Annotated in this window: 17 protein-coding genes and 1 tRNA gene; 16 read left to right on the forward strand and 2 right to left on the reverse strand. The window is 60.6% G+C overall.

From position 1 onward, the window contains the following. Positions 1–28 precede the first annotated feature (28 nt). From pheT to ACPWMG_RS08870, 12 genes are all read left to right on the forward strand, one after another. Complete coding sequence (gene pheT, locus ACPWMG_RS08815; protein ID WP_483304266.1) at positions 29–2,467, forward strand: phenylalanine--tRNA ligase subunit beta; 2,439 nt, start codon at positions 29–31, stop codon at positions 2,465–2,467. Positions 2,468–2,528: 61 nt separating this feature from the next. After that, on the forward strand, positions 2,529–2,846 hold the full coding sequence (locus ACPWMG_RS08820; protein ID WP_483304267.1) for an integration host factor subunit alpha: 318 nt from the start codon (positions 2,529–2,531) through the stop codon (positions 2,844–2,846). Between the two features lie 67 nt (positions 2,847–2,913). Then, on the forward strand, positions 2,914–3,381 hold the full coding sequence (locus tag ACPWMG_RS08825) for a MerR family transcriptional regulator (RefSeq protein ID WP_483304268.1): 468 nt from the start codon (positions 2,914–2,916) through the stop codon (positions 3,379–3,381). A gap of 27 nt (positions 3,382–3,408) precedes the next feature. Continuing rightward, a tRNA-Pro gene (locus ACPWMG_RS08830) sits at positions 3,409–3,485 on the forward strand. 279 nt (positions 3,486–3,764) lie between these two features. Then, positions 3,765–4,775 carry an LLM class flavin-dependent oxidoreductase gene (locus ACPWMG_RS08835; RefSeq protein ID WP_483304269.1) on the forward strand — a complete coding sequence of 337 codons (1,011 nt, stop codon included), beginning with the start codon at positions 3,765–3,767 and terminating at the stop codon, positions 4,773–4,775. 52 nt (positions 4,776–4,827) lie between these two features. Next, positions 4,828–6,171 carry an LLM class flavin-dependent oxidoreductase gene (locus tag ACPWMG_RS08840; protein WP_483304270.1) on the forward strand — a complete coding sequence of 448 codons (1,344 nt, stop codon included), beginning with the start codon at positions 4,828–4,830 and terminating at the stop codon, positions 6,169–6,171. After that, positions 6,171–7,364 carry a M20 aminoacylase family protein gene (locus ACPWMG_RS08845; RefSeq protein ID WP_483304271.1) on the forward strand — a complete coding sequence of 398 codons (1,194 nt, stop codon included), beginning with the start codon at positions 6,171–6,173 and terminating at the stop codon, positions 7,362–7,364. The genes ACPWMG_RS08840 and ACPWMG_RS08845 overlap by 1 nt, the downstream gene beginning before the upstream one ends. Before the next feature lie 14 nt (positions 7,365–7,378). After that, positions 7,379–7,948 carry a GNAT family N-acetyltransferase gene (locus ACPWMG_RS08850; protein ID WP_483304272.1) on the forward strand — a complete coding sequence of 190 codons (570 nt, stop codon included), beginning with the start codon at positions 7,379–7,381 and terminating at the stop codon, positions 7,946–7,948. Positions 7,949–7,958: 10 nt separating this feature from the next. After that, positions 7,959–9,800 (forward strand): amino acid ABC transporter permease/ATP-binding protein, encoded by a 1,842-nt coding sequence (locus ACPWMG_RS08855; protein ID WP_483304273.1) that lies wholly within the window; start codon positions 7,959–7,961, stop codon positions 9,798–9,800. A 126-nt stretch (positions 9,801–9,926) separates the two neighbouring features. Then, positions 9,927–10,862: an ABC transporter substrate-binding protein gene (locus ACPWMG_RS08860; protein WP_483304274.1), complete on the forward strand. Its 936-nt coding sequence runs from the start codon at positions 9,927–9,929 to the stop codon at positions 10,860–10,862. Positions 10,863–10,879: 17 nt separating this feature from the next. Then, positions 10,880–11,824: an ABC transporter substrate-binding protein gene (locus ACPWMG_RS08865; RefSeq protein ID WP_483304275.1), complete on the forward strand. Its 945-nt coding sequence runs from the start codon at positions 10,880–10,882 to the stop codon at positions 11,822–11,824. 14 nt (positions 11,825–11,838) lie between these two features. Next, the gene (locus tag ACPWMG_RS08870; protein ID WP_483304276.1) at positions 11,839–12,936 is read left to right on the forward strand and encodes an LLM class flavin-dependent oxidoreductase; all 1,098 of its coding nucleotides are present in this window, start codon (positions 11,839–11,841) and stop codon (positions 12,934–12,936) included. 26 nt (positions 12,937–12,962) lie between these two features. Here ACPWMG_RS08870 and fusA read toward each other — a convergent pair whose 3' ends face one another. Then, positions 12,963–15,074, reverse strand: a complete 2,112-nt coding sequence (fusA, locus tag ACPWMG_RS08875) for an elongation factor G (RefSeq protein ID WP_483304277.1) — start codon at positions 15,072–15,074, stop codon at positions 12,963–12,965. Between the two features lie 201 nt (positions 15,075–15,275). Next, a complete protein-coding gene (locus ACPWMG_RS08880; RefSeq protein WP_483304278.1) occupies positions 15,276–15,854 on the reverse strand; it encodes a C40 family peptidase in 579 nt (192 codons plus the stop codon). A 224-nt stretch (positions 15,855–16,078) separates the two neighbouring features. Here ACPWMG_RS08880 and ACPWMG_RS08885 point away from each other — a divergent pair, with 224 nt between their 5' ends. From ACPWMG_RS08885 to ACPWMG_RS08900, 4 genes are all read left to right on the forward strand, one after another. After that, positions 16,079–17,248 carry a PQQ-dependent sugar dehydrogenase gene (locus ACPWMG_RS08885; protein WP_483304279.1) on the forward strand — a complete coding sequence of 390 codons (1,170 nt, stop codon included), beginning with the start codon at positions 16,079–16,081 and terminating at the stop codon, positions 17,246–17,248. Between the two features lie 354 nt (positions 17,249–17,602). After that, positions 17,603–18,205, forward strand: a complete 603-nt coding sequence (locus ACPWMG_RS08890; protein ID WP_483304280.1) for an isochorismatase family protein — start codon at positions 17,603–17,605, stop codon at positions 18,203–18,205. A 108-nt stretch (positions 18,206–18,313) separates the two neighbouring features. Next, complete coding sequence (locus ACPWMG_RS08895; protein WP_483304281.1) at positions 18,314–20,251, forward strand: propionate--CoA ligase; 1,938 nt, start codon at positions 18,314–18,316, stop codon at positions 20,249–20,251. A 316-nt stretch (positions 20,252–20,567) separates the two neighbouring features. Beyond that, on the forward strand, positions 20,568–23,444 hold the full coding sequence (locus tag ACPWMG_RS08900; protein ID WP_483304282.1) for a 2-oxoglutarate dehydrogenase E1 component: 2,877 nt from the start codon (positions 20,568–20,570) through the stop codon (positions 23,442–23,444). Positions 23,445–23,497: the final 53 nt, after the last annotated feature.

Genomic DNA, 23,497 nt, shown 5'->3' on the forward strand with positions numbered 1-23,497 from the left:
GTATTTCGCGCAAGCAAAGAAGCACCTCATGCAATTCCCAGAATCTTGGCTCAGAGAGTTCTGCAACCCTCCGTTGAGCACCCAGCAACTCGCCGACGTGTTGACCATGGCTGGCCTGGAAGTAGAAGAACTCCAGCCGGTGGCGCCGCCGTTCACCAAGATTGTTGTGGGTGAAATCAAAGAGGCTGTGCAACACCCCAACGCCGATCGCCTGCGCGTGTGCCAGGTGGATGCAGGGCAGGGCGAGTTGCTCAACATCGTCTGCGGTGCGCCGAATGCGCGCGTCGGCATTCGTGTGCCTGTGGCATTAGTGGGCGCCGAACTGCCGCCCGGTGAAGATGGCAAGCCGTTCCTCATCAAGATCGGTAAGCTGCGCGGCGTGGAAAGCCAAGGTATGTTGTGCTCGGCCCGCGAACTCAAGTTGTCTGAGGATCACGGAGGTCTGTTGGAGCTGGCTGCCGATGCACCGATTGGCCAAGACATCCGCGCGCATTTGCTGCTGGACGACACGCTGTTCACGTTGAAGTTGACACCTAATTTGGCACACTGCCTCAGCGTCTACGGCGTGGCACGTGAAGTCGCTGCGCTGACTGGCGCACCGCTGCTGCAGCCCGAGTTTCCTGCTGTTGCCGTGCAACACCAAGACAAGCTCGCGGTGAAGATCAGCGCACCCGATTTGTGCGGCCGTTTTTCTGGCCGTATCGTGCGCAACGTCAACACCAAAGCGGCCACGCCGCAGTGGATGGTGGACCGCTTGACTCGTTGTGGTCAACGCAGCGTGAGCCCGCTGGTCGACATTTCGAACTACGTGATGTTCGAGTTGGGTCGTCCCTCGCACATTTTCGACCTCGAAAAAATTCACGGCGGTTTGGATGTGCGCTGGGGCCGCGTGGGCGAACAGCTCAAGCTGCTGAACGGCAACACCATCACGGTGGACGAGCAGGTCGGCGTGATTGCCGACGACCAACAGGTTGAATCGCTTGCCGGCATCATGGGCGGTGACTCCACCGCTGTGTCGGACGACACACGCCACGTATACGTTGAGGCCGCTTTCTGGTGGCCGCGCGCTGTGGCGGGCCGTTCGCGCCGCTTCAATTTCTCGACCGACGCAGGCCACCGTTTTGAGCGTGGCGTGGATCCGGCCCAAACCGTGGAGCACATTGAGCGCATCACCCAACTGATTCAGCAAATCTGCGGTGGCGAGGCCGGTCCGATTGACGATGTGAAGACCGCCATGTCGGCTGCCAAGCCGGTGAGCTTGCGCGTGGCACGTGCGGCCAAGATCATCGGCATGCCGCTGACGCAAGCGCAGTGTGCAGATGCGCTCAAGCGCCTGGGCCTGCCTGTGGCCGAGAGCGAAGGCTTGATCACCGTTACACCGCCAAGCTATCGTTTCGACCTCAATATCGAAGAAGACCTGATTGAAGAGGTGGTGCGGGTGTTGGGCTACAACCAATTGCCGACCACGCCACCACTGGCGCCTATCACGCCCAAGCTGCGCGCCGAGGCTGAGCGTAACCCGTTCGCTGTGCGCCGCACGTTGGCTGGTATGGGTTACCAAGAAACGATTAACTTCAGCTTTGTCGACGAGCGCTGGGAGCACGAGTTGGCTGGCAATGCCAATCCAATCAAGCTGCTGAACCCTATCGCAAGCCAGATGAGCGTGATGCGTTCATCGTTGCTGGGCTCGCTGCTGCAAGTGCTGAAATTCAACCTGGACCGTAAGGCCGACCGCGTACGTGTGTTTGAACTCGGCCGCGTGTTTCTGCGCGACGGCAGCGTTGAAAATACCGACACCACTGTGGCAGGTTTTGATCAGCCGATGCGCGTGGCAGGTGTGAGCTATGGTCCAGTTGATGGCCTGCAATGGGGCCGCAAAGAGCAATCCGGCGATTTCTACGATGTGAAGGGCGATATTGAAGCGTTGTTGTTACCGCTGAAGGCCACCTTCGAAGCCGCAGAACACCCGGCCATGCACCCTGGGCGCTGCGCTCGCGTGATGCTGGCTGGGCGCGCTATTGGCTACGTTGGAGAACTGCATCCCAAATGGCGTCAAAGCCAAGGCCTGACCCAAGCGCCTATCTTGTTTGAACTGGAACTGGACGCTGTGCTGCAACGTCCCGTGCCCGAGTTCAAGCCGGTACTGAAGCACCAAGCGGTGGAGCGCGACATTGCTGTGGTGGTGGCCGACAACGTCACCCACGCCGCGCTGATGGCCGCCGTGCACGCTGCGCCTACTGCAGGCCTGTTGCGCCATGCGGTGCTGTTCGACGTCTACCGTGCCAAGGTGGTCAAGGGCGCCACGCAACCTGTCTCGGGTGGCCTGAACGAAGGCGAGAAAAGCCTGGCCGTGCGTTTGACGCTGAACAGCGACGAGGGCACGTTGACCGATGCGCAGATTGATGCAGCGGTGCAAGCCGTGTTCGATCAGTTGATCAACAGCTTGGGTGCCCGCGTTCGCGCGTAAGCGCTGCGCATGTCACGCAACGGTCTAGTACAGTCACACCACCTCACCAGCAGGAAACATTGTGGAAATTACGGTAGAAAGCCTGGAGACGCCCGCGCTCACCAAAGCGCAATTGGCGGATTTGCTGTTCGAACAAATTGGCCTCAACAAGCGTGAGTCCAAAGACATGGTCGACGCATTTTTTGACCTCATTACGGCCAGCTTGGTCGAGGGGACGGACGTCAAAATCTCCGGCTTTGGTAATTTCCAGATTCGCGTCAAAGCGCCGCGCCCCGGGCGCAACCCGCGCACGGGTGAATCCATTCCCATCGAGGCGCGTCGGGTGGTGACATTCCACGCCAGCCACAAACTCAAAGAGCAAATCCAGGGCGACGTCTGAGTTCGCTTTGCGCGTTCTGCTCACTTGGAGTAACCTCAAAGGTTCCGCCAAGATAACATTGATTTAAATGGGAAATTCTCTCCCGCCCATCCCCGTCAAACGCTACTTCACCATCGGCGAAGTGGGCGACCTCTGCGGCGTGAAGCCGCATGTTCTGCGGTACTGGGAGCAAGAATTTGCCCAGTTGCGCCCGATGAAGCGGCGCGGCAATCGGCGCTATTACCAGCACCACGAAGTGCTGATGATCCGCCGTATACGCGACCTGCTTTACGACCAAGGCTTCACTATCAGCGGCGCACGCAACAAGCTCCAAGAGTTTGTGCAAGACGAGCGCGAACGTCGCCGCGTCGAAGACGAAGTCGAGATGGTAGAGGACACGGAGCTTCTTGAAGAAGAGGATGCGCGTGTGATCGACATGGCTGCCTCCGAAACCATGCTCGCCATGCAAAAGGCGATTGAAGCGGGCGACGACCCCATGCCTTGGATTCGGCGCGAGTTGGCAGAAATTCGTGACCTGCTCGCTGAAGACTACTGAGTATCAGGTTATACTTGTGGGCTAGATCGGTGTGTGGCGCAGCCTGGTAGCGCACTTGCATGGGGTGCAAGGGGTCGAAGGTTCGAATCCTTTCACACCGACCAAATTTGTAAAAGGGTTAGCTCTGAAAAGAGCTAACCCTTTTTTCATTTCTGGCTTTATTTGAGGCACCACATTGGCTGTGGCAAGCAACTGCGAATCATGGGCGATGCAGCCGTCATGCCACGTGCCGCGATGAACCTTGGTGCGCTCTACTACCCCTTCTCGCCATTTCTCCCGTCTTACATAGACCAACTATCGATATGAAAACATAGCGCTACGCGCGCGCTCGGCACGCTCCAGAATTCGCTGCAACAACTCTTCAGCGACATTCGCAACCTGCCGTGCCTCAACCTCCGTACGTTCTTTCTCTGCTCGACAAGAGCCCCATTCCTGCGGGTGCAACCGCCGCGCAGGCGTTGCAACGTACGGTGGCCTTGGCGCAAAAGGCCGAGCTGTTGGGCTATCACCGCTTCTGGGTGGCCGAGCACCATGGCAACCCTGGCTTGGCCAGTTCGGCGCCCGAAGTGGTGGTGTCGCACATCCTGGCCAAAACCTCGCGTATTCGGGTCGGCTCGGGCGGCGTAATGCTGCAGCATTACAGCGCATTCAAGGTGGCCGAGACCTTTAAGGTCTTGGCCGCACTGGCACCCGGACGTGTGGACTTGGGCATAGGTAAAGCGCCGGGCGGCTTGCCGCTGAGCACGCGAGCCTTGCAGTGGTTCCACGACCAAGCCTTGAAGCCCAGCTTTGCCTACCAACTGGCCGAGCTCGACGCATTTTTGAACGGCACGCTGCCGGCTGACCACCCCTTGGCGGGTGCGGTGGCAAACCCCACGCCACCCACATTGCCGCAGCGCATTCTGCTCGGTGGCAGCGCCGACAGCGCCGTGCTCGCGGCCAGGTTGGGCTGGGACTTCTGCTACGCCGGGCACTTCAATGCAGACCCCGCGAACATGGAGCGCTCGATCAACGCTTACCGCAACGCCACGGGCCGTGCACCGGCCTTGGCGCTCTATGCGTTTGCGGCCGATACCAAAGAAGCGGCCGAGCAAGCCGTGGGCGCCTTGCGCATCTACAAGCTGCACCTCGCCACCGGCCAGAGCGTGAATTTGCCGAGCCGGGAGGCCGCAGCCGAATTCGCCCGCCAAGCCGGTGTGACCGAGTACCGCACCGAAGAAACCCGCCCACATGTGTTGACGGGGACAGCCGAAGACGTGCACGAGGCGCTGGATGCGCTGAGCCACCGCTGGGGCATTCAAGAGTTTGTGATTGACACCCCAGTGACCGGTTTTGCCGAACGCCTGGCTTCTGTCGAGCTGCTCGCGGAAGCGCACCGAACCGTAGCCGCCTGACTTCACTTCGATATTCCAGTCGATACCCCATCACCCAAACATCCGCATCACCATGAGCACCCAACACATCAAATTCGGCATCATGCTGCACGGCGCCGGCGGCCACATGAACGCGTGGAAACACCCCGCAGGCCCGGCCGATGCCAGCGTCAACCTCGACTTCTATATCAAGACCGCGCAGAAGGCCGAGGCCAACGGCATCACCTTCGCGTTTGTGGCGGATGGCTTGTTCATCAACGCCAAATCGATTCCGCATTTCTTGAACCGCTTTGAGCCATTGACCATTCTGTCGGCGCTGGCGGTCACCACTTCGAAGATCGGTTTGGCCGGCACCATTTCCACGTCTTACAGCGACCCGTTCACCGTGGCCCGGCAACTCGCCTCGCTGGACTTGATCAGCGGCGGCCGTGCGGGCTGGAACGTGGTGACCACACCGCTCGAAGGTTCGGCCAGCAACTACAGTCGCCAACATCCCGACCACGCGCTGCGCTACGAAATTGCTGACGAATACCTGGCTGTGACCCAAGGTCTGTGGGACAGCTGGGACGACGACGCCGTGGTGCGCAACCGCGAAACCGGCCAATTCTTTGTGCCTGAGAAGCTGCACACACTCGACCACAAAGGCCGTTTCTTCCAAGTGGCCGGGCCACTCAATATTGGCCGTTCCAAGCAAGGCCAGCCTGTGATTTTTCAAGCGGGCTCGTCTGATGCGGGTGTGGGCTTGGCCGGCAAATATGCGGATGCGGTGTTCACCCATTCGCCGTCACTAGAAGACACACGTTCCTTCTTGCGCCAAGTGAAAAACAGCGCCGTGGCACAAGGCCGCCAAGCTGACGACGTGAAAATTTTCCCGGGCATTGGCCCTGTGGTCGGCGCTACGCAAGAAGAAGCCGAAGCCAAGTACGAAGCGATCCGCAACCTGCTCAGCATCGAAGAAGCACTGGCCTATCTGGGTCGCTTTTTTGACCACCACGACTTCAGCCAATACGCGCTGGATGCGCCGTTCCCTGAACTGGGCGAGCTTGGCCGCAACAGCTTCCGCTCCACCACCGACCGCATCAAGGCCAACGCCAAGGCTAACGGCAGCACGCTGCGCCAAGTGGCACTGGAAGTCGCCACACCGAAGACGCAGTTTGTCGGCACGGGCGAGAAGATCGCCGATGAAATCATCCGCTGGATTGACGAAGGTGCGGCCGACGGTTTCATCCTCGGCTTCCCGGTGGTGTCGCAAGGGCTGGACGACTTTGTGACCTATGTGATCCCTGCGCTCGAAGCGCGCGGCCGCTACCAACGCGAGTTGCCCGGCACTACGCTGCGCGACCACCTGGGTTTGCAGCGCAAAGAAAGCCGCTATGCGACGGCGGCTGTCAACGCCACCGCCAAGAAGGTTGCTTGATGACGCTTGAGACTATTACCGACGTCACGCCCACCAAGCGTATCGAAGCTGGCGTCGCCGCCTTTGCCGATGAATTCATCGCGCTGCGCCGCGACATTCACCAGCACCCTGAGCTGTCGTTCAAAGAGCACCGCACGGCCAACATCGTGGCCACACGTTTGGCCTCGTGGGGTTACATCGTCACCAGCGGCATTGCGGGCACCGGCGTGGTGGGTACGCTGCGCCGAGGGCAGGGCCCCAAGAGCCTGGGCATCCGTGCGGACATGGATGCGCTGCCTTTGCAAGAGCACACGGGTTTGCCGTACGCCAGCGTGAATGCCGGTGTGATGCACGCCTGCGGCCACGACGGCCACACCGCCATCTTGCTTGCCGCCGCGCGCTACCTTGCCGAGTCGGGCCAGTTTGACGGCACCCTGCATGTGATTTTTCAGCCCGCTGAAGAAACCGGCTCGGGTGCCAAGAAGATGATTGCCGAGGGCTTGTTTGAGCGCTTTCCGTGCGACGCCGTGTTTGGCTTGCACAACTGGCCTGGCGTGTGCGCCGGCCATGTGGGTTGCGTGACCGGGCCGGCGATGGCCGCCGTAGACCAGGCGCGCATCACCGTGCGCGGCAAGGGCGGCCATGGTGCCGAACCGCACAAAGCGGTTGACCCGGTGGTCGCCACGGCGCACCTCATCACCGCGCTGCAAACCGTGGTGGCGCGCAATGTGGATCCGCTCGACATGGGGGTGGTCACCGTAGGTTCTATCCACGGCGGCCAGGCGTCGAACGTGATTCCCGACAGCGTGGAGCTGAAGCTCACGATGCGCTCGTTCCGGCCCGAGATTCGCCAACTGCTGCAAGAGCGCATTCCGGCCCTGGCGCGCGCACAGGCCGAGAGCTTTGGCGCGGTAGCAGAGGTGGACTACCAGCTCGGCTTTCCGGCCGTGCTGAACCACGCCGAAGAGACCGCCTTTGCACGCCAAGTGGCGGTGGACAGCGTGGGCGCCGAGCGCGTGGACGCGAACTTCCGCCCGCGCACGGCGAGCGAAGACTTCGCCTACATGTTGCAAGCGCGGCGTGGCAGCTACGTGTTTTGGGGCAACGGCGACAGCGCCTCATTGCACAACCCTAAGTACGACTTCAACGATTTCATTCTGGCGCCCGCCGCAGCCTATTGGGCGCAGTTGGCCGAACGCTTTCTCGCCGCATAAGGAAAGGTTTTGAGATGAGTGACCAGTTTGTCTACACCGATGTGCGCGACCCGCGCGCCAAGCCTTTGATCGACGCGTTGACCGAAGAGTACGACCGCCGCTATGGCGACTTCTACAACATAGAAGGCACGGTACGCGAGATGCAGAAATATCCGCCTGAAGTGTTTGCCCCACCGCATGGCAACTTTGTGCTGCTGCTGCGCGACGGCCAGGCCATTGGCGGCGGTGCCTTCAAGCGGTTTGATGCCGATACGGCCGAGTTCAAGCGTGTGTGGACAGATGCCAACCTGCGCCGCCAAGGCCTGGCGCGCAAGGTGTTGCGTGAGCTGGAAGCCCAAGCGCAGCGGCAAGGCTACTCACGCATCTACCTCACCACCGGCTGCCGCCAGCCCGAGGCCGTGGGCCTGTACCTGAGTGAAGGGTATCGCGGCTTATTTGACCCAGCCGCAGATTTTGAGGTGCTGCGCTCCTTGCCTTTCGAGAAGGCGCTCCAAGCGCCAGAACGTGAGGTACTCAACCACGCCAGCGGCTACACCGCGCGCAGCGGTTGGTACAACGAATCCGTGGCGCAGGCCGCAAGCTGAGACAACACCGATGAACACCACCACACTTCCAGACTTTCGATCGCTAGACGCGGCGTCGGCTGAACACACCGCACCGCCTGTGTCCACGCCGCCTAGCAACGGGCCTGCGGTGAAAGGCGACTACTCGCAGTACCGCGTGGTGCCAGCACGCTACCCCGGCAGAACCATCGGCACCGTTTTTGCGGTGGCGGTGATTGCTGCGGTGTTGCAGTCGGTGTTCACCAACCCGCGTTGGGGTTGGGATATTTTTGTGCAGTGGTTCTTTGCCGAGCCGGTGCTGGTGGGGCTGGGCCGCACGCTGTTGCTCACCGCACTGGGCGCGGTGTTTGGTTTCTTTCTGGGCACCTTGCTGGCGCTGGCGCGTGTGTCGCGTTCACCGCTGTTGTCCAGTTTGTCGTGGGTCTATATCTGGATCTTCCGCTCCATTCCCATCATCGTGCTGCTGCTCATCATCAACAACCTGGGCTACCTGTACGCCACGGTGTCGCTGGGTGTGCCGTTCACCGAATACAGCTTCTTCTCGTACCCCACCACACAACTCATCAGCCCCTTTGTGGCGGCGCTGGTGGGCTTGACGTTGAACCAGGCCGCGTTTGCTTCCGAGATTGTGCGCGGCGGCATTTTGTCGGTAGACCAAGGACAGCTTGAAGCGGCTGCCGCACTGGGTTTGCCACGCGGTCACCAAACGCGCCGCATCGTGTTGCCGCAGGCCATGCGCAGCATTTTGCCGGCTGGTTTTAACGACATCATCGGCCTGGCCAAGGGCACGTCGAACGTCTACATCCTGGCGCTGCCCGAGTTGTTCTACACGGTGCAAATCATCTACCGCCGCAACCTGGAAGTGATTCCGCTGCTGATGGTGGCCACCGTCTGGTACTTGATCATCTTGACGGTGTTGTCGGTGGCGCAGTACTACATCGAGCGTCATTTCTCCAAGGGCGCCTTGCGCACATTGCCTCCCACGTGGTTCGAGGTGGTGGCGGCCAAGCTGGGCTTTCGCACGGCGCCTGCCGCGCCTCGTGCGGTGTCGGCACCACCTGCTGCGCCCGCTATCCCCGTCACCGTGCCGCGTTGGACTGAGAGCCTGGGCCGTGGTGGCGAGGTCACCGTGCACAACGTTTCCAAAAGCTTTGGCTCTAACCAAGTGCTTGAGCGTGTGAACCTGGCTGTGCCCGCCGGCAGCGTGACGGTGATCTTGGGCCAATCGGGTTCAGGCAAATCCACACTGCTGCGCGCCATCAACCACCTGGAACCGGTAAGCGATGGCTTCATCACCATCGACGGCGAACTGATTGGGTATCGCCAAGAAGAGCAAACTTTGTACGAGCTGGGCGAGAAAGAAATTCTGAAGCGCCGCGTTGATGTCGGTATGGTGTTCCAGAGCTTTAACCTCTTTCCGCACCTCACGGTGTTGGAGAACATCATCGAAGCACCGATGGCTGTGCGCGGCCTGGTCAGGGCTGGCGCCGAGGCTTTAGCGCACGAACTGCTGGCGCGTGTGGGCCTGAGCGACAAGGCCAATGCCTATCCGCGCCAACTGTCTGGTGGGCAGCAACAGCGCGTGGCCATCGCACGTGCGCTGGCCTTGAAGCCCAAGGTGTTGTTGTTCGACGAACCAACCTCTGCGCTTGACCCTGAATTGGTGGGCGAGGTGCTGGCGGTGATCAAAGAGCTGGCGCGATCGGGCACTACGCTGATCATCGTCACCCACGAAATCGGCTTTGCCCGCGAGGTGGCCGACACCATTGTCTTCATGGAGCAGGGCAGGATTCTGGAAGTGGGCTCGCCCGAGCAAGTCTTCAACACACCCGTGCATCCACGCACCGCCGCGTTCCTGGCCAAGGTGCTCTAACTCCTACCGATAGCGATTCATCTCGACAGGCGGCCTGAGGGCCGCCGGGGAGAGCATTCGCCCACATTTTTTCAAACCCATTCTTCACACCATTTTTTAACCCACTGCACTTCAAACGAGAAACCTATGGCCAACTTTAAAAACACCGTCGCTTCTCTGCTGGCCGTCACCGCGCTGGCCATCAACTTGCTGCCGCTTAACGCTTCCGCGCAAACCGTGGACTTGAGCCCCGAGCAGCCCGGCCGGCCGCGTTCGCAGCCGGTGGCTGATGCGCTCAAGCTGGTGTCGAAAGATTTCAAGTTTGCCAAGGACGGTGTGCTGGTGGTCGGCACCACCACCGGCCGTTTGCCGTTTGGCGCCTACGCCACCGACACCAAAACCCCCGTGGGCAACGCGCCCGACGTGGCGCAACTGGTGGCCGACAGCCTGGGCCGCAAATTGGAGTTGGTGTCGGTGGCCTGGGCCGATTGGCCGCTGGGTTTGCAGTCGGGCAAGTTCGACGTGGTGATCTCCAACGTGACCGTGACCGAAGAGCGCAAGGAGAAGTTTGACTTCTCCACCTACCGCAACGACCAACTCGGTATTTACGTCAAAGCCGACAGCAAGATCACGGCCATCAAAGAGCCCAAGGACGTGGCTGGCCTGAAGATCATTGTGGGTGCCAGCACCAACCAAGAGCAAATTTTGCTGCGCTGGGATCAGCAAAACCGCGCTGCCGGTTTGAAGCCCGTGGAAGTGCAGTACTACGACGACGATGTGGTTCTGTACCTTGCCTTGGCCTCGGGCCGTGCCGATGCTTACCTGGCGCCTAACGGCATTGCCGCGCACAACGCGCGTGATGGCAAGACCAAGTTGGTCGGCGCCTTCTCGGGCGGCTGGCCGCAGAACGCCGAGATCGCGGTGGCTTCGCGCAAGGGTTCGGGCATTGCAGACGCCATCACCGCCGCGCTGAACGAGCAGATCAAGAACGGCAACTACACCAAGTCGCTGGAGCGTTGGAACCTGACGTCTGAAGCGATTCAAGTGTCGCGTACCAACCCACCAGGTTTGCCCAAAAAATAAGGTTTCAAAGTTCAGCCATGTTTCATTCCAAATTTTTCCATCCTCAATTCTTCGCACCTTGGGCGTTGGGCGCGTTGGCGTTCTTCAGCGCCGCCGCCATGTCGGCCGAGAAGTTTGACTTCAGCCCCGAGCAAACGGCGCGTGTGCGCGCCGACAAAGATCCGGCCGCCATCCAGGCTATTGGCAAGAACTTCAAGTTTGTGAAAGAGGGCGTGTTCACCGTGGCGATTGCGCCGTTTGCGCCGCCCATCGCCACCTACGCCACCGATGCGAAAACCGTGGTCGGCTTCGACCCTGATTACGCGCAGTTGATTGCCGACGCGCTGGGCCTGAAGCTTGACTTGCAACCCATCGCCTGGGCTGACTGGCCGCTGGGTCTAAGTTCTGGCAAATACGACGCAGTGATCTCCAACGTAGGCGTGACCGAGCTGCGCAAAGAGAAATACGACTTCTCGACCTACCGCCTGGGCCTGCACGGCTTTTACGTGCGGTCTGACAGCGCCATCAAGGCGATCAAAGAGCCGAAAGACGTGGCCGGGCTGCGCATCATCACCGGCTCGGGCACCAACCAGGAACGCATTTTGTTGGCGTGGGACAAGCAAAACGTTGCCGCTGGTTTAAAGCCGGTAGAGGTGCAGTACTTTGACGACGATGCCGCGCGCATTCTGGGTGTGATCTCTGGCCGTGCCGATGCCAACTTCAATCCCAACGCACCCCAGGCGTACCAGGCCGCCAAAGACGGCAAGATCAAGCTGGTGGGCACGGTCAACGCCGGTTGGCCGTTGAAGTCGGACGTGGCCATCACCACGCGCAAAGACAGCGGCTTGGCGGTGGCGCTGACGGCCGCCACCAATGGCCTCATCAAGAACGGCAAGTACAGCCAAGCGCTGGCGCGCTGGAGCCTGGCCGAAGAGGCGCTGCCGAAGTCTGAGACCAACCCACCGGGCTTGCCCAAGTACTGATCGGTCGTTGAACCATGCCACCCGTTCAAATTTCGCGCATCGGTTTTCTCACACCCGGCAACTACGTGGAGGCCGACCCGTACACCGGGTTGGAGGAAACGCTGCAGTTGTTCAAGTTTGGTGAAGACCTGGGCTTCAACAACGCCTGGGTACGCCAGCGGCACCTGGAGCGTGGTGTGTCTTCGGCCGCCACGTTTTTGGCTGCGGCCAGCCAGCGCACACAACACATTGGGCTGGGTACGGCGGTGATCCAGATGGGTTACGAAAACCCGTTTCGCTTGGCCGAAGACTTGGCCACGGTGGACGTGTTGTCGCGTGGCCGGCTGCATGTGGGCTTAAGCGCTGGCGCACCGCCGCACGGCGCTTTGCTGGGCGACCGTTTTTACGATGGCGACCCGGAAGGCATTGATTTCTCGCACACCCGTGTGTCGCGCCTGCGGGCCAACCTGCAGGGCGAACCGTTTGGTGACGATGATGACTTCATCGAGTCGCCCGCCGGGCGGCAGCGCCCACGCTTGCAGCCGCAAGCGCCGGGCTTGGCCGAGCGGCTGTGGTACGGCGGTGGTTCGTTGCGCTCGGCCGAGTGGGCAGGGCGCAACCACTTCAACCTGCTGATCGGCAATTTGAACGTGGGCGAAAAGACCGACAACTTCTTTGAAGCGCAACGCCAACAACTCGACCTGTACCACGCACATTGGTCTGCGACGCGTACGCCGCGTACACCGCGTGTGGCGATGGGACGCGTCATCGTGCCGACCGACAGCGCCGATGCGCAAAGCCGCCAACGCTACCGCGACTACGCTGCGAGCCGCCACGAGCGCACGCTGCAGCCGCAAGGCCCACGGCGTACCTTGTTCTCGCGCGACTTGGTGGGCTCTTCAGAAGAAATTCTGCGGAGCTTGCTGGCCGACCCGGTGCTGCCTTATGTGCAAGAGCTGCGGCTGGAATTGCCCTATGATTTTGCGGCGCACGAGTACCAGCAAATCCTGTCGGACACGGTGCAATTCATTGCGCCGCATCTGGGCTGGAAGCGCGAACAGAACGAAGCAAACGACAAAAAAATAGCGGCGAAGGAAATACATCCTTCGCCGCTACAGGCTATTCCCGCTTAACAGCGGGGGCGCGTCTTTGCGATGGCTTAATCACTGCGCGCCGAGCCCTTGGTCACCGCCGCCACCACTTCGGCCGGTGCCTGCGCGTAGTGCTTGAACTCCATGGTGTACGACGCGCGGCCCTGGCTCAGGGAGCGCAGCGTGGTCGAGTAGCCAAACATCTCCGACAACGGCACCTCGGCATGCACCAGCTTGCCGGTGCCGCCGGGCATGTCGTCCATGCCTTGCACCATGCCACGCCGGGTGGCCAGGTCGCCCATCACGTTGCCGGTGAAGTCTTCAGGTGTCTCCACCTCGACTGACATCATCGGCTCCATCAACACCGGCGTGGCGCGGCGCATGGCTTCCTTGAAGGCCATGGAGCCCGCCATGCGGAAGGCGTTTTCGTTCGAGTCCACGTCGTGTGACGAGCCGAACACCAGCGTGGCTTTCACGTCGACCACCGGGTAGCCCGCCAGCACACCAGCCTTCAAGCTTTCTTGAATGCCTTTGTCCACGGCCGGAATGTATTCGCGCGGCACCACGCCACCCTTGATGGCGTCGACAAACTCGTAGCCCTTGCCTTGCGGCTGCGGCTCCAAATTGATGACCGCGTGGCCATACTGGCCGCGTCCACCCGACTGCTTGACGAACTTGCCTTCCACATCGGTCACGGCTTTGCGGATGGTCTCGCGGTAGGCCACTTGGGGGCGGCCTACGGTGGCTTCCACGCCGAACTCGCGCTTCATGCGGTCAACCAGAATTTCCAGGTGCAACTCGCCCATGCCGGCGATGATGGTCTGGCCGGATTCTTCGTCGGTGCGTACGCGGAACGACGGGTCTTCCTGGGCCAGGCGGTTCAGGGCAATGCCCATCTTTTCCTGGTCGACCTTGGTCTTGGGCTCCACGGCCTGTGAAATCACCGGCTCGGGGAACACCATGCGCTCCAGAATGATGACGTCGTCCACGGCCGAAAGAGTGTCGCCCGTGGTCACGTCTTTCAAGCCCACGGCAGCGGCAATGTCGCCCGCACGCACTTCTTTCAGTTCGGCGCGCGTGTTGGCGTGCATCTGCAAAATGCGGCCGAGTCTTTCCTTGCGGTCTTTGCTTGGAATGAACACCGTGTCGCCGGTTTTCACCACACCCGAATACACGCGGAAGAAGGTCAACTGACCCACAAACGGGTCGGTCATGATCTTGAACGCCAGGGCCGAGAACGGCTCATCGTCGCCAGGGTGGCGCTCGCTCACGTTGTCGTCCACGTCATGGCCGGGAATGGCGGGCACGTCCACCGGCGAGGGCAGGTAGTCGATCACGCCGTCCAGCAGCGCTTGCACGCCACGGTTCTTGAAGGCGCTGCCGGCAAACATCGGGACGATCTCGCCCGCGATGGTGCGCTTGCGGATGGCTTGTTTGATCTCGGCTTCAGAAAGTGCTTCGCCAGACAGGTATTTGTTCAGCAGCGTTTCATCGGCTTCAGCGGCGGCTTCCACCAGTTTCTCGCGCCAGGTGTTGGCCAAGGCTTGCAGTTCGGCCGGGATGTCGGTGTACTCGAACTTCACGCCTTGTGAGGCGTCGTCCCAGACAATCGATTTCATGCGCACAAGGTCGACCACGCCGTGGAAGGTGTCCTCGGCGCCCACAGGGATCTGCAGCAGCACGGCGTTGCCTTTCAAGCGCTCGGCAATTTGGCGCTGCACACGGAAGAAGTCCGCGCCCACACGGTCCATCTTGTTGACGAAGGCCACACGGGGTACTTTGTATTTGTTGGCCTGGCGCCAAACGGTTTCCGACTGCGGCTGCACACCGCCCACGGCGTCGTACACCATGACGGCGCCGTCAAGCACGCGCATGGAGCGCTCCACCTCGATGGTGAAGTCCACGTGGCCGGGGGTGTCGATGATGTTGATGCGGTGTTCGGGGTAGTCGCCGGCCATGCCTTTCCAGAAGGCCGTGGTGGCAGCCGACGTGATGGTGATGCCGCGCTCTTGCTCTTGCTCCATCCAGTCCATCGTGGCTGCGCCGTCGTGCACTTCACCGATTTTGTGGTTCACACCGGTGTAAAAAAGAATGCGCTCGGTGGTCGTGGTTTTGCCAGCATCAATGTGCGCACTGATGCCGATGTTGCGGTAGCGTTCGATGGGTGTTTTGCGTGACATAAGAGCCTCCTTTAGGCACACGTCACTTTGAGGCAAGCACGCACAAAGTCAAGGGCGATCGAAACTATTAACCCGATAGGGGTAGGCGATGATCCCTCCGCATCATGCTGTGTGAGCGCCTACACGCGGTTCTGCGCGGGCATAAAAAAAGCGGCTCTAAGGTAGCCGCTGTTTTGTGGTCAAACCGAAAAGGTTTGCTGCTTACTTCTCAGCCGGTGTGTCCGCTGATTCGGTGACGCGACGGGCACCGTCGAAGCGGCGCGCCCAGTAGCTGGTTCGCATGTCTTCTACGCGCACTTTTTCGCCGCTGCGGGGAGCGTGGATGAACTTGCCATCGCCCACGTAGATGCCCACGTGGCTGAAAGCGCGGCGCATGGTGTTGAAGAACACCAGGTCACCGGGTTGCAGGTCTTCCTTGTCGACGCGGTCGGTAGCGGCGGCTTGTTCTTTGGCGCGGCGTGGGAGCACCAAACCCACGGTTTGTTCGTACATGGCGCGCACGAAGCCGCTGCAGTCAAAACCGGTTTCGGCTGAATTACCACCGCGGCGGTAAGGCACGCCCAGAAAACCCATGGCGTTGGACACGAGAGCAGAGGCCTGCGTACCCATGTTTTGCCGTACTTGATCGAGCTGCCCGATGGCTTGGCTCATCTGGCTGTTCATGTGAGTCAGGAGGCCTTTTTCGGCGAGTAACTTGTCAATGTCTTCTGTGGTGGCCGGTGGTGGTGCGGCATGCGCTGTTGCGCACACAAAAAGAAGAGTTGCAAGCCATCTGGTCATCCGTTCGAGGTTAATTTGAATTACATGAGAAGTCAAATGCCTTGAGTGTCGTAAGCCGTTGATTCATAAAGATGATTTTTAGAAAATTGTAAAATTTTGGCGAAATAACACTCTGTAAAGCGGTTATGGCGGGCAACGACATTGACAGCCTTACGGGTTTTGGTGGCCGGGCTATGCTGGTTTCAAGCGTATTTATGTTCGGCCCGAACCAGGAGTGAATTTCCATGAAAAATCGGCCTCAATCGCAAGTCTCAATTGCAGCGGCAGCTATTGTTTTTGCTTTTTCCTCAGTCGCCTCTGGCCTAGCCCAAGCGCAAAAGGTCAGCGTGCAACAAGTCGCGACGGGTTTGGCCAATCCTTGGGCGGTGGCGTTTCTGCCGGACGGCCGTTACTTGGTGACCGAAAAGCCGGGCCGGATGCGATTGGTTGAGTCCGATGGCCGCCTCAACCCGCCGTTGAAAGGCTTGCCCGAGATCGCCGCCAGCGGACAGGGTGGTTTGCTCGATGTGCTGCTGGACACAGACTTTGCGCGCAACCGCACGCTGTATTTTTGCTTCTCGGAGCCCGCCAGCGGGGGCACGGGTGTGGGCAACAGCACCGCATTGGCGCGCGCCCGGCTGTCGGGGGACGGCGCTGCGCTTGAGCAGGTCCAGGTGATTTTCAGCCAACGGCCCAAGGTGTCGAGCACGTCGCATTTTGGTTGCAGGATTGTCGAAGGCCAAAACGCAGGCAAGCCCGACGGCACTTTGTTCCTTACGCTGGGTGAGCGTTTTTCACGCAAGGACGATGCGCAAAAACTCGACAACCATCTAGGCAAAGTGGTGCGGGTGCGCAAAGAAGGCGGGGCGCCAGCCGACAACCCGTTTGTCAACCAAGCGGGCGCGTTGCCCGAGATTTGGAGCTACGGCCACCGCAATACCCAAGGCGCCACCATGGCACCCGATGGCACGTTGTGGATCCACGAACACGGCCCGCAAGGCGGCGACGAAATCAACCTGCCGCAGCCCGGTCGCAACTATGGCTGGCCGGTGATCACCTACGGCGAAAACTATGGTGGCGGCAAAATTGGTGACGGACTGATCAGCAAGCCCGGCATGGAACAGCCGCTGCATTACTGGGTGCCGTCGATCGCGCCCTCGGGCATGGCGTTTTTGACCAGCGACAAATACGGCGCGGCCTGGCGCGGCAATCTTTTTGTCGGTTCGCTGAAATTTGGCTACGTGGACCGCATTGAACTGGAGCGGCCTTTTGCTGGCAAAGTCGTGCGCGAGCACAAACTGCTGGAAGACCTGGGTCAGCGCGTGCGCGACGTGCGCCAGGGACCCGATGGCCTGCTCTATATCTTGACCGACAGCCCGCAAGGTAGTTTGCTGCGTTTGCTGCCAGCGAAGTAACGGCTCGTCCACATTGGCCCACAAAGCAAAACGCCAACCCGGTTGGGTTGGCGTTTGCAAGATATGGCGTCGGTGGCGCCACGTTGTGCTGCACTGGCGCTTTGTTCGTTAGGGGTAGACCGCCCCAACACCGACATGGAGGCAACTTTAGCGGCGACGCGTGAAGAAGTCGTGACACGACCTGTCAACTTTGACCGCTTTTTGAGCATCAAATAGTGTGAACTTGTGCACGGCGTGAATTTGTACACAGTTGCGTAACCAACTACGGCCGTGCCCGCATCTGCGGTCTAATCCAGGGGTTACCGAGAGTGGCCAAAACATTCCCCCTCTCATTCCCATTCGAAGGAACCCCCAATGCTGCTCGAAGCTCTTGAATCCCAACTCGTGCTGGTAGACTACCAGGCCCGCCTGATGCCCGCCATTTTTGAATCCCAGTCCGTGCTGGCGAATGCGCTGCGCCTGGCGCAAGCTGCCAAGCTGCTGGACGTGCCCACCTGGGGCACGGAACAAAACCCCTCCAAACTGGGCGAAAACCCCGCCGAGCTGCGCGCCCTGTGCCAACGCACGCTGAGCAAAATGCATTTCAGCGGTGTGGAAGAGGGCTTGGGCGAATGGTTGCGCCCGCCGGCCAAGCCGCCGGCTGGCAATGCGCGCAGCCTGCCTAAACACCTGCAAAAAGCCAGCGCCGAGAGCGAAGCGCGCAACGCCATCGTCTTAGCCGGCTGCGAAGCCCACGTGTGCCTGCTGCAAACCGCGCTCGACCTGCTGGAAGACGAATTTGACGTGTGGGTGGTGACGGACGCCTGCAGCTCGCGCACCGAGCGCAACCGCGACGCCGCGTTTGACCGCTTGGCGGGTGCTGGCGCCGAACTCGTGTCCACCGAGATGGTGTTGTTTGAATGGCTGCGCACGGCGGAGCACAGCGAGTTCAAGGCCGTGCACGCGCTGATCAAGTAAGCGCAAGCAGTTCAGGGCGGCTTGTCAGTCGCCTGCAAGTTGCGCGGCCACAATGTTCTCCATAATCTGCCGGGCAACGTGCACCGGCGGCAATGAGGAGACAAATTGATGTCGCAGCCCCAAGCGCAGTCGCGCTATGCCGAGTTCTACCGCCGCTCGCTCGAAGACCGCGATGCCTTCTGGGCCGAACAAGCCCAACTGATTGACTGGCAAACCCCGCCGCAACAGATCTGTGACTACAGCCAGCCGCCGTTTGCGCGCTGGTTTGTCGGCGGCACCACCAACCTGTGCCATAACGCCGTAGACCGCCACGTGCCCACACGCGGTGCGCAGGCGGCGTTGATCCACGTCTCTAGCGAAACCGGCACCGAGCACACCTACACCTTTGCCGAGCTGCACCGTGAAGTCCAGCGCATGGCCGCCGCCTTGTTGAGCCTGGGCGTGCAGCAGGGCGACCGCGTGTTGATCTATATGCCCATGCTGGCCGAGGCCGCGTTCGCCATGCTGGCGTGTGCACGCATCGGCGCCATCCACTCGGTGGTGTTTGGTGGCTTTGCCTCGGGAGCCCTGGCCACGCGTATTGAAGACGCCGAGCCGCGTGTGATCGTCAGTGCCGATGCGGGCCAGCGCGGTGGCCGCGTCACCGCCTACAAGCCTTTGCTTGATGAGGCCATTCGGTTGAGCACCTACAAGCCCGCGCACGTGCTGCTGGTCGACCGTCAACTGGCGCCCATGCCGCTCACCGAAGGCTGCGACCATCTTTACGCCGACTTGCGCGCCAAGCACTTTGACGCTGAAGTGCCTTGTACCTGGGTGGACGCCACGCACACCAGCTACACGCTCTACACCAGCGGCACCACCGGCAAACCCAAGGGCGTGCAGCGCGACACCGGCGGCTACGCCGTGGCGTTGGCGGCCAGCATGCGCCATATTTTTGAAGGCAATCCCGGCGAAACCTTTTTCTCGACCAGCGACATCGGCTGGGTGGTGGGCCACAGCTACATCGTCTACGGCCCGTTGATCGCCGGCATGGCGACCATCATGTATGAGGGCCTGCCCACGCGCGGCATGGACGGCGAGACCAATCCGGCCATCTGGTGGGAGTTGGTGGAGAAGTACCAGGTGACGCGCATGTTCACCGCGCCGACGGCGATTCGCGGCCTGAAGAAGTTTGACGTGGCGCATTTGAGGCAGCACGACCTGCAAAGTCTGAAGGCGCTGTACCTGGCGGGCGAACCACTCGATCAGCCTACCGCTCAGTGGATCAGCGACGGCCTGGGCGTGCCCATCATCGACAACTACTGGCAGACCGAGAGCGGCTGGCCGATCTTGACCATTGCCAACGGTGTGGAGCGCGCCCCCAGCAAGTTTGGCTCGCCGGGCGTGGCGATGTATGGCTACAACGTGCAATTGCTGAACGACGCCACGGGCGAGTTGGTGGCCGAGGCGGGTGAGAAGGGCGCCGTCGTCATTGAAGGGCCATTGCCGCCGGGTTGTATGCAAACCATCTGGCGCGACGATGCGCGATTCGTCAAAACCTATTGGCAAAAGACCGATGAGGCGCAGGAGCGCTGGCTCTACAGCACCTTTGACTGGGGCATTCGCGACGTGGATGGCTACTACAGCATCCTGGGCCGCTCAGATGACGTGATCAACGTGGCCGGCCATCGGCTGGGTTCGCGCGAGATTGAGGAATGCATTGCCGGCCACGCGCAAGTGGCCGAGGTGGCAGTGGTGGGGGTGGCCGATGCGTTGAAAGGCCAGGTCGCCCTGGCGTTTGCCGTGGCGCGCGACCCGCAACTGTTGCAAGACGCCGAGCTGCGCCGCCGTGTGGAGGGCGAAATCATGCGGCGCGTGGAGCAGCAACTGGGCGCTGTGGCGCGGCCATCGCGGGTGTTTTTGGTGGCCATGTTGCCCAAAACCCGCAGCGGCAAACTGCTGCGTCGTGCCATGCAGGCGGTGGCAGAAGGCCGCGAAGTGGGCGATTTAAGCACCATGGACGACCCTGCTGCGCTGCAGCAAATTCGCGAAGTGTTGGCCATGTAGCGTGCCGTGCGATCCCGCTCGAATAGCGTGCGAAAAGCGTTTTAGCCACGCTTGTCAGGTTTTGTCGGGCCTTTTTGCGGCGTTGACACACGTTGAAAGCGAGATCACGAAGCGCTTACTTTGTCGCTTGAGTCCTTCACAGGCCCTTTCTAAAAATTCACAACGCGGTCAAACATTCGGGGGATAATGCTGAAGTACTAGGCCCTTCCTGCCACAGTCGCATCCGCAAATCGGTCCAGCCGTGTCGCGGAAGGTTAATTAATCACAAGCTTTAACCAGCTAATGTTTCCCAGAGGGAAACGGAGGTCAGCGGAATATGAGTGAGACTACTTCGGTCTATCGTGCCTATTCGGGCAATACATATCTCTTCGGGGGCAACGCGCCCTATGTTGAAGAGCTTTACGAAAACTATCTGAGCAACCCAGGTAGCGTTCCGGACAACTGGCGCGAATACTTCGACGCTTTGCAAAACGTGCCCGCAGTCGACGGCACCAATGCCAAAGACGTGCCACACCTGCCGGTCGTGAATGCTTTTGCCGAACGCGCCAAACAAGGCCAAACCAAAGTAGTCGTAGCCAGCGCTGACTCCGAACTCGGTCGCAAGCGCACCGCCGTTCAACAGTTGATCGCCGCTTACCGCAACGTCGGTGTGCGTTGGGCTGACCTCGATCCGCTGAAGCGCACCGAGCGCGAAAACATCCCTGAGCTCGAAGCCTCGTTCTACGGCTTTACCGACGCTGACCAGGAAACCGTCTTCAACACCAGCAACACGTTCTTCGGCAAAGACACCATGTCTTTGCGCGATCTGATCAATGCGTTGCGCGAAACGTACTGCGGCACCATCGGTGCCGAATACATGTACATCAGCGACCAGAACATGAAGCGCTGGTGGCAACAAAAGCTGGAAAGCGTGCGCAGCACGCCCAAGCTGTCGAAAGAGAAGAAGCTGCGCATTCTGGATCGCCTGACCGCGGCTGAAGGCCTGGAGCGCTTCCTGCACACCAAGTACGTCGGCCAAAAGCGTTTCTCGCTCGAAGGCGGCGAAAGCTTCATCGCATCGATCGACGAGCTGATCCAGATGGGCGGCGAGAAGGGCGTGCAAGAAATCGTCATCGGCATGGCCCACCGCGGCCGTTTGAACGTGCTGGTCAATGGCCTGGGCAAGCTGCCCGCCGACCTGTTCGCCGAGTTTGACCACACCGCCCCAGAAGACCTGCCTTCTGGCGACGTGAAGTACCACCAAGGTTTCAGCTCCGACGTCTCCACCCCTGGCGGCCCGGTGCACTTGTCGCTGGCGTTCAACCCGTCCCATCTGGAAATCGTCAACCCCGTGGTTGAAGGTTCGGTGCGTGCACGCATGGACCGCCGTGGCGACCCCAAGGGCAACCAAGTGCTGCCCGTGCTGGTGCACGGCGACGCGGCCTTTGCGGGCCAAGGCGTGGTGATGGAAACCCTGGCGCTGGCCGAAACGCGCGGTTACTACACCGGCGGTACGGTGCACATCGTCATCAACAACCAGATCGGTTTCACCACCAGTGATCCACGCGACAGCCGTTCCACGCTGTACTGCTCGGACGTGGTGAAGATGATCGAAGCGCCTGTGCTGCACGTCAACGGCGACGACGCCGAAGCCGTGGTGCTGGCCACCCAACTCGCCCTGGAATACCGCATGGAATTCCACAAGGACGTGGTGGTGGACATCATCTGCTTCCGCAAGTTGGGCCACAACGAGCAAGACACCCCAGCGCTGACCCAGCCGCTGATGTACAAGAAGATTGCCAAGCACCCCGGCACGCGCCGCCTGTACGCCGACAAACTGGCGGCCCAAGGCTTTGGCGAAACGCTGGGCGACGACATGGTCAAGTCCATGCGCGCCGCACTCGACGCTGGCAAGAACACCATCGACCCGGTGTTGACCAACTTTAAGAGCACGTTTGCAGTGGACTGGTCGCCTTACCTCGGTAAGAAGTGGACTGACGCTGGCGACACCGCCATTCCATTGACGGAATGGAAGCGTCTGGCCGAACGCATCACCACCATCCCCGCATCCGTGACGCCGCACCAACTGGTGAAGAAGGTGTATGACGACCGCGCTGCCATGGGCCGTGGCGAGATCCCTGTGGACTGGGGCATGGGCGAACACATGGCGTTTGCCTCGCTGGTGGCCAGCGGCTACCCCGTGCGTCTGTCGGGTGAAGATTGCGGCCGTGGCACGTTCACGCACCGCCACGCTGTGATTCACGACCAAAACCGCGAGAAGTTCGACGAAGGCACCTACACGCCTTTGCAGAACGTGACCGACAACCAGGCTCCGTTCACCGTCATCGACTCCATCCTGTCGGAAGAAGCGGTGCTGGCGTTTGAATACGGCTACGCCTCGAACGACCCGAACACCTTCGTCATCTGGGAAGCCCAGTTCGGCGACTTTGCCAACGGCGCACAAGTGGTGATCGACCAGTTCATCGCCTCCGGTGAAGTGAAGTGGGGCCGTGTCAACGGCATCACGCTGATGCTGCCGCACGGCTACGAAGGTCAAGGCCCAGAGCACAGCTCGGCCCGCCTGGAGCGCTTCATGCAACTGAGCGCCGACACCAACATGCAAGTGGTGCAGCCCACCACGGCCAGCCAGATCTTCCACTTGCTGCGTCGCCAAATGGTGCGCAACCTGCGCAAGCCGCTGATCATCATGACGCCGAAGTCGCTGCTGCGTGCCAAGGATGCAGCGTCGCCGTTGTCTGAGTTCACCAAGGGCAGCTTCCAGACCGTCATTCCTGAAAACAACGAAGACGTGCTGAAGAAGGCCGACAAGGTCAAGCGCGTCATCGCCTGCTCGGGCAAGGTGTACTACGACCTGGTGAAGAAGCGTGCCGAGAAAGAACTGGACGACGTGGCGATCCTGCGCGTGGAGCAGCTCTATCCGTTCCCGCACAAGGCGTTTGCCACCGAATTGCGCCGCTTCCCCAATGCAACCGATGTGGTGTGGTGCCAGGACGAGCCACAAAACCAAGGCGCCTGGTTCTTCGTGCAGCACTACCTGCACGAGAACATGGCCGACGGCCAAAAGCTGGGTTACTCCGGCCGCGCCGCTTCCGCCTCGCCTGCCGCTGGCTACTCGCACCTGCACCAAGAGCAACAAAAAGCCCTGGTCGAAGGCGCGTTCGGCAAGCTCAAAGGTTTTGTGTTGACCAAGTAACCCCATGAACTCGGGATAGCGCTTCAGGTGAGGCGCTATCCCGCCTGTGCACG

Origin of the sequence: Hydrophilobacter chitinilyticus, from assembly GCF_049860745.1 — a bacterium.
Classification (GTDB): Bacteria; Pseudomonadota; Gammaproteobacteria; order Burkholderiales; family Burkholderiaceae_C; genus Rhodoferax_B.

Bases quoted from the DNA above. Each gene is read 5' to 3' on its own strand.
- ACPWMG_RS08890 (WP_483304280.1), top strand. From the start codon at position 17,603: ATGCTGCTCGAAGCTCTTGAATCCCAACTCGTGCTGGTAGACTACCAG.
- ACPWMG_RS08855 (WP_483304273.1), top strand. From the start codon at position 7,959: ATGAACACCACCACACTTCCAGACTTTCGATCGCTAGACGCGGCGTCG.
- ACPWMG_RS08845 (WP_483304271.1), top strand. From the start codon at position 6,171: ATGACGCTTGAGACTATTACCGACGTCACGCCCACCAAGCGTATCGAA.
- ACPWMG_RS08860 (WP_483304274.1), top strand. From the start codon at position 9,927: ATGGCCAACTTTAAAAACACCGTCGCTTCTCTGCTGGCCGTCACCGCG.
- ACPWMG_RS08840 (WP_483304270.1), top strand. From the start codon at position 4,828: ATGAGCACCCAACACATCAAATTCGGCATCATGCTGCACGGCGCCGGC.
- ACPWMG_RS08885 (WP_483304279.1), top strand. From the start codon at position 16,079: ATGAAAAATCGGCCTCAATCGCAAGTCTCAATTGCAGCGGCAGCTATT.
- ACPWMG_RS08900 (WP_483304282.1), top strand. From the start codon at position 20,568: ATGAGTGAGACTACTTCGGTCTATCGTGCCTATTCGGGCAATACATAT.
- fusA (WP_483304277.1), bottom strand. From the start codon at position 15,074: ATGTCACGCAAAACACCCATCGAACGCTACCGCAACATCGGCATCAGT.
- ACPWMG_RS08870 (WP_483304276.1), top strand. From the start codon at position 11,839: ATGCCACCCGTTCAAATTTCGCGCATCGGTTTTCTCACACCCGGCAAC.
- ACPWMG_RS08825 (WP_483304268.1), top strand. From the start codon at position 2,914: ATGGGAAATTCTCTCCCGCCCATCCCCGTCAAACGCTACTTCACCATC.
- ACPWMG_RS08895 (WP_483304281.1), top strand. From the start codon at position 18,314: ATGTCGCAGCCCCAAGCGCAGTCGCGCTATGCCGAGTTCTACCGCCGC.
- ACPWMG_RS08880 (WP_483304278.1), bottom strand. From the start codon at position 15,854: ATGACCAGATGGCTTGCAACTCTTCTTTTTGTGTGCGCAACAGCGCAT.
- pheT (WP_483304266.1), top strand. From the start codon at position 29: ATGCAATTCCCAGAATCTTGGCTCAGAGAGTTCTGCAACCCTCCGTTG.
- ACPWMG_RS08865 (WP_483304275.1), top strand. From the start codon at position 10,880: ATGTTTCATTCCAAATTTTTCCATCCTCAATTCTTCGCACCTTGGGCG.
- ACPWMG_RS08850 (WP_483304272.1), top strand. From the start codon at position 7,379: ATGAGTGACCAGTTTGTCTACACCGATGTGCGCGACCCGCGCGCCAAG.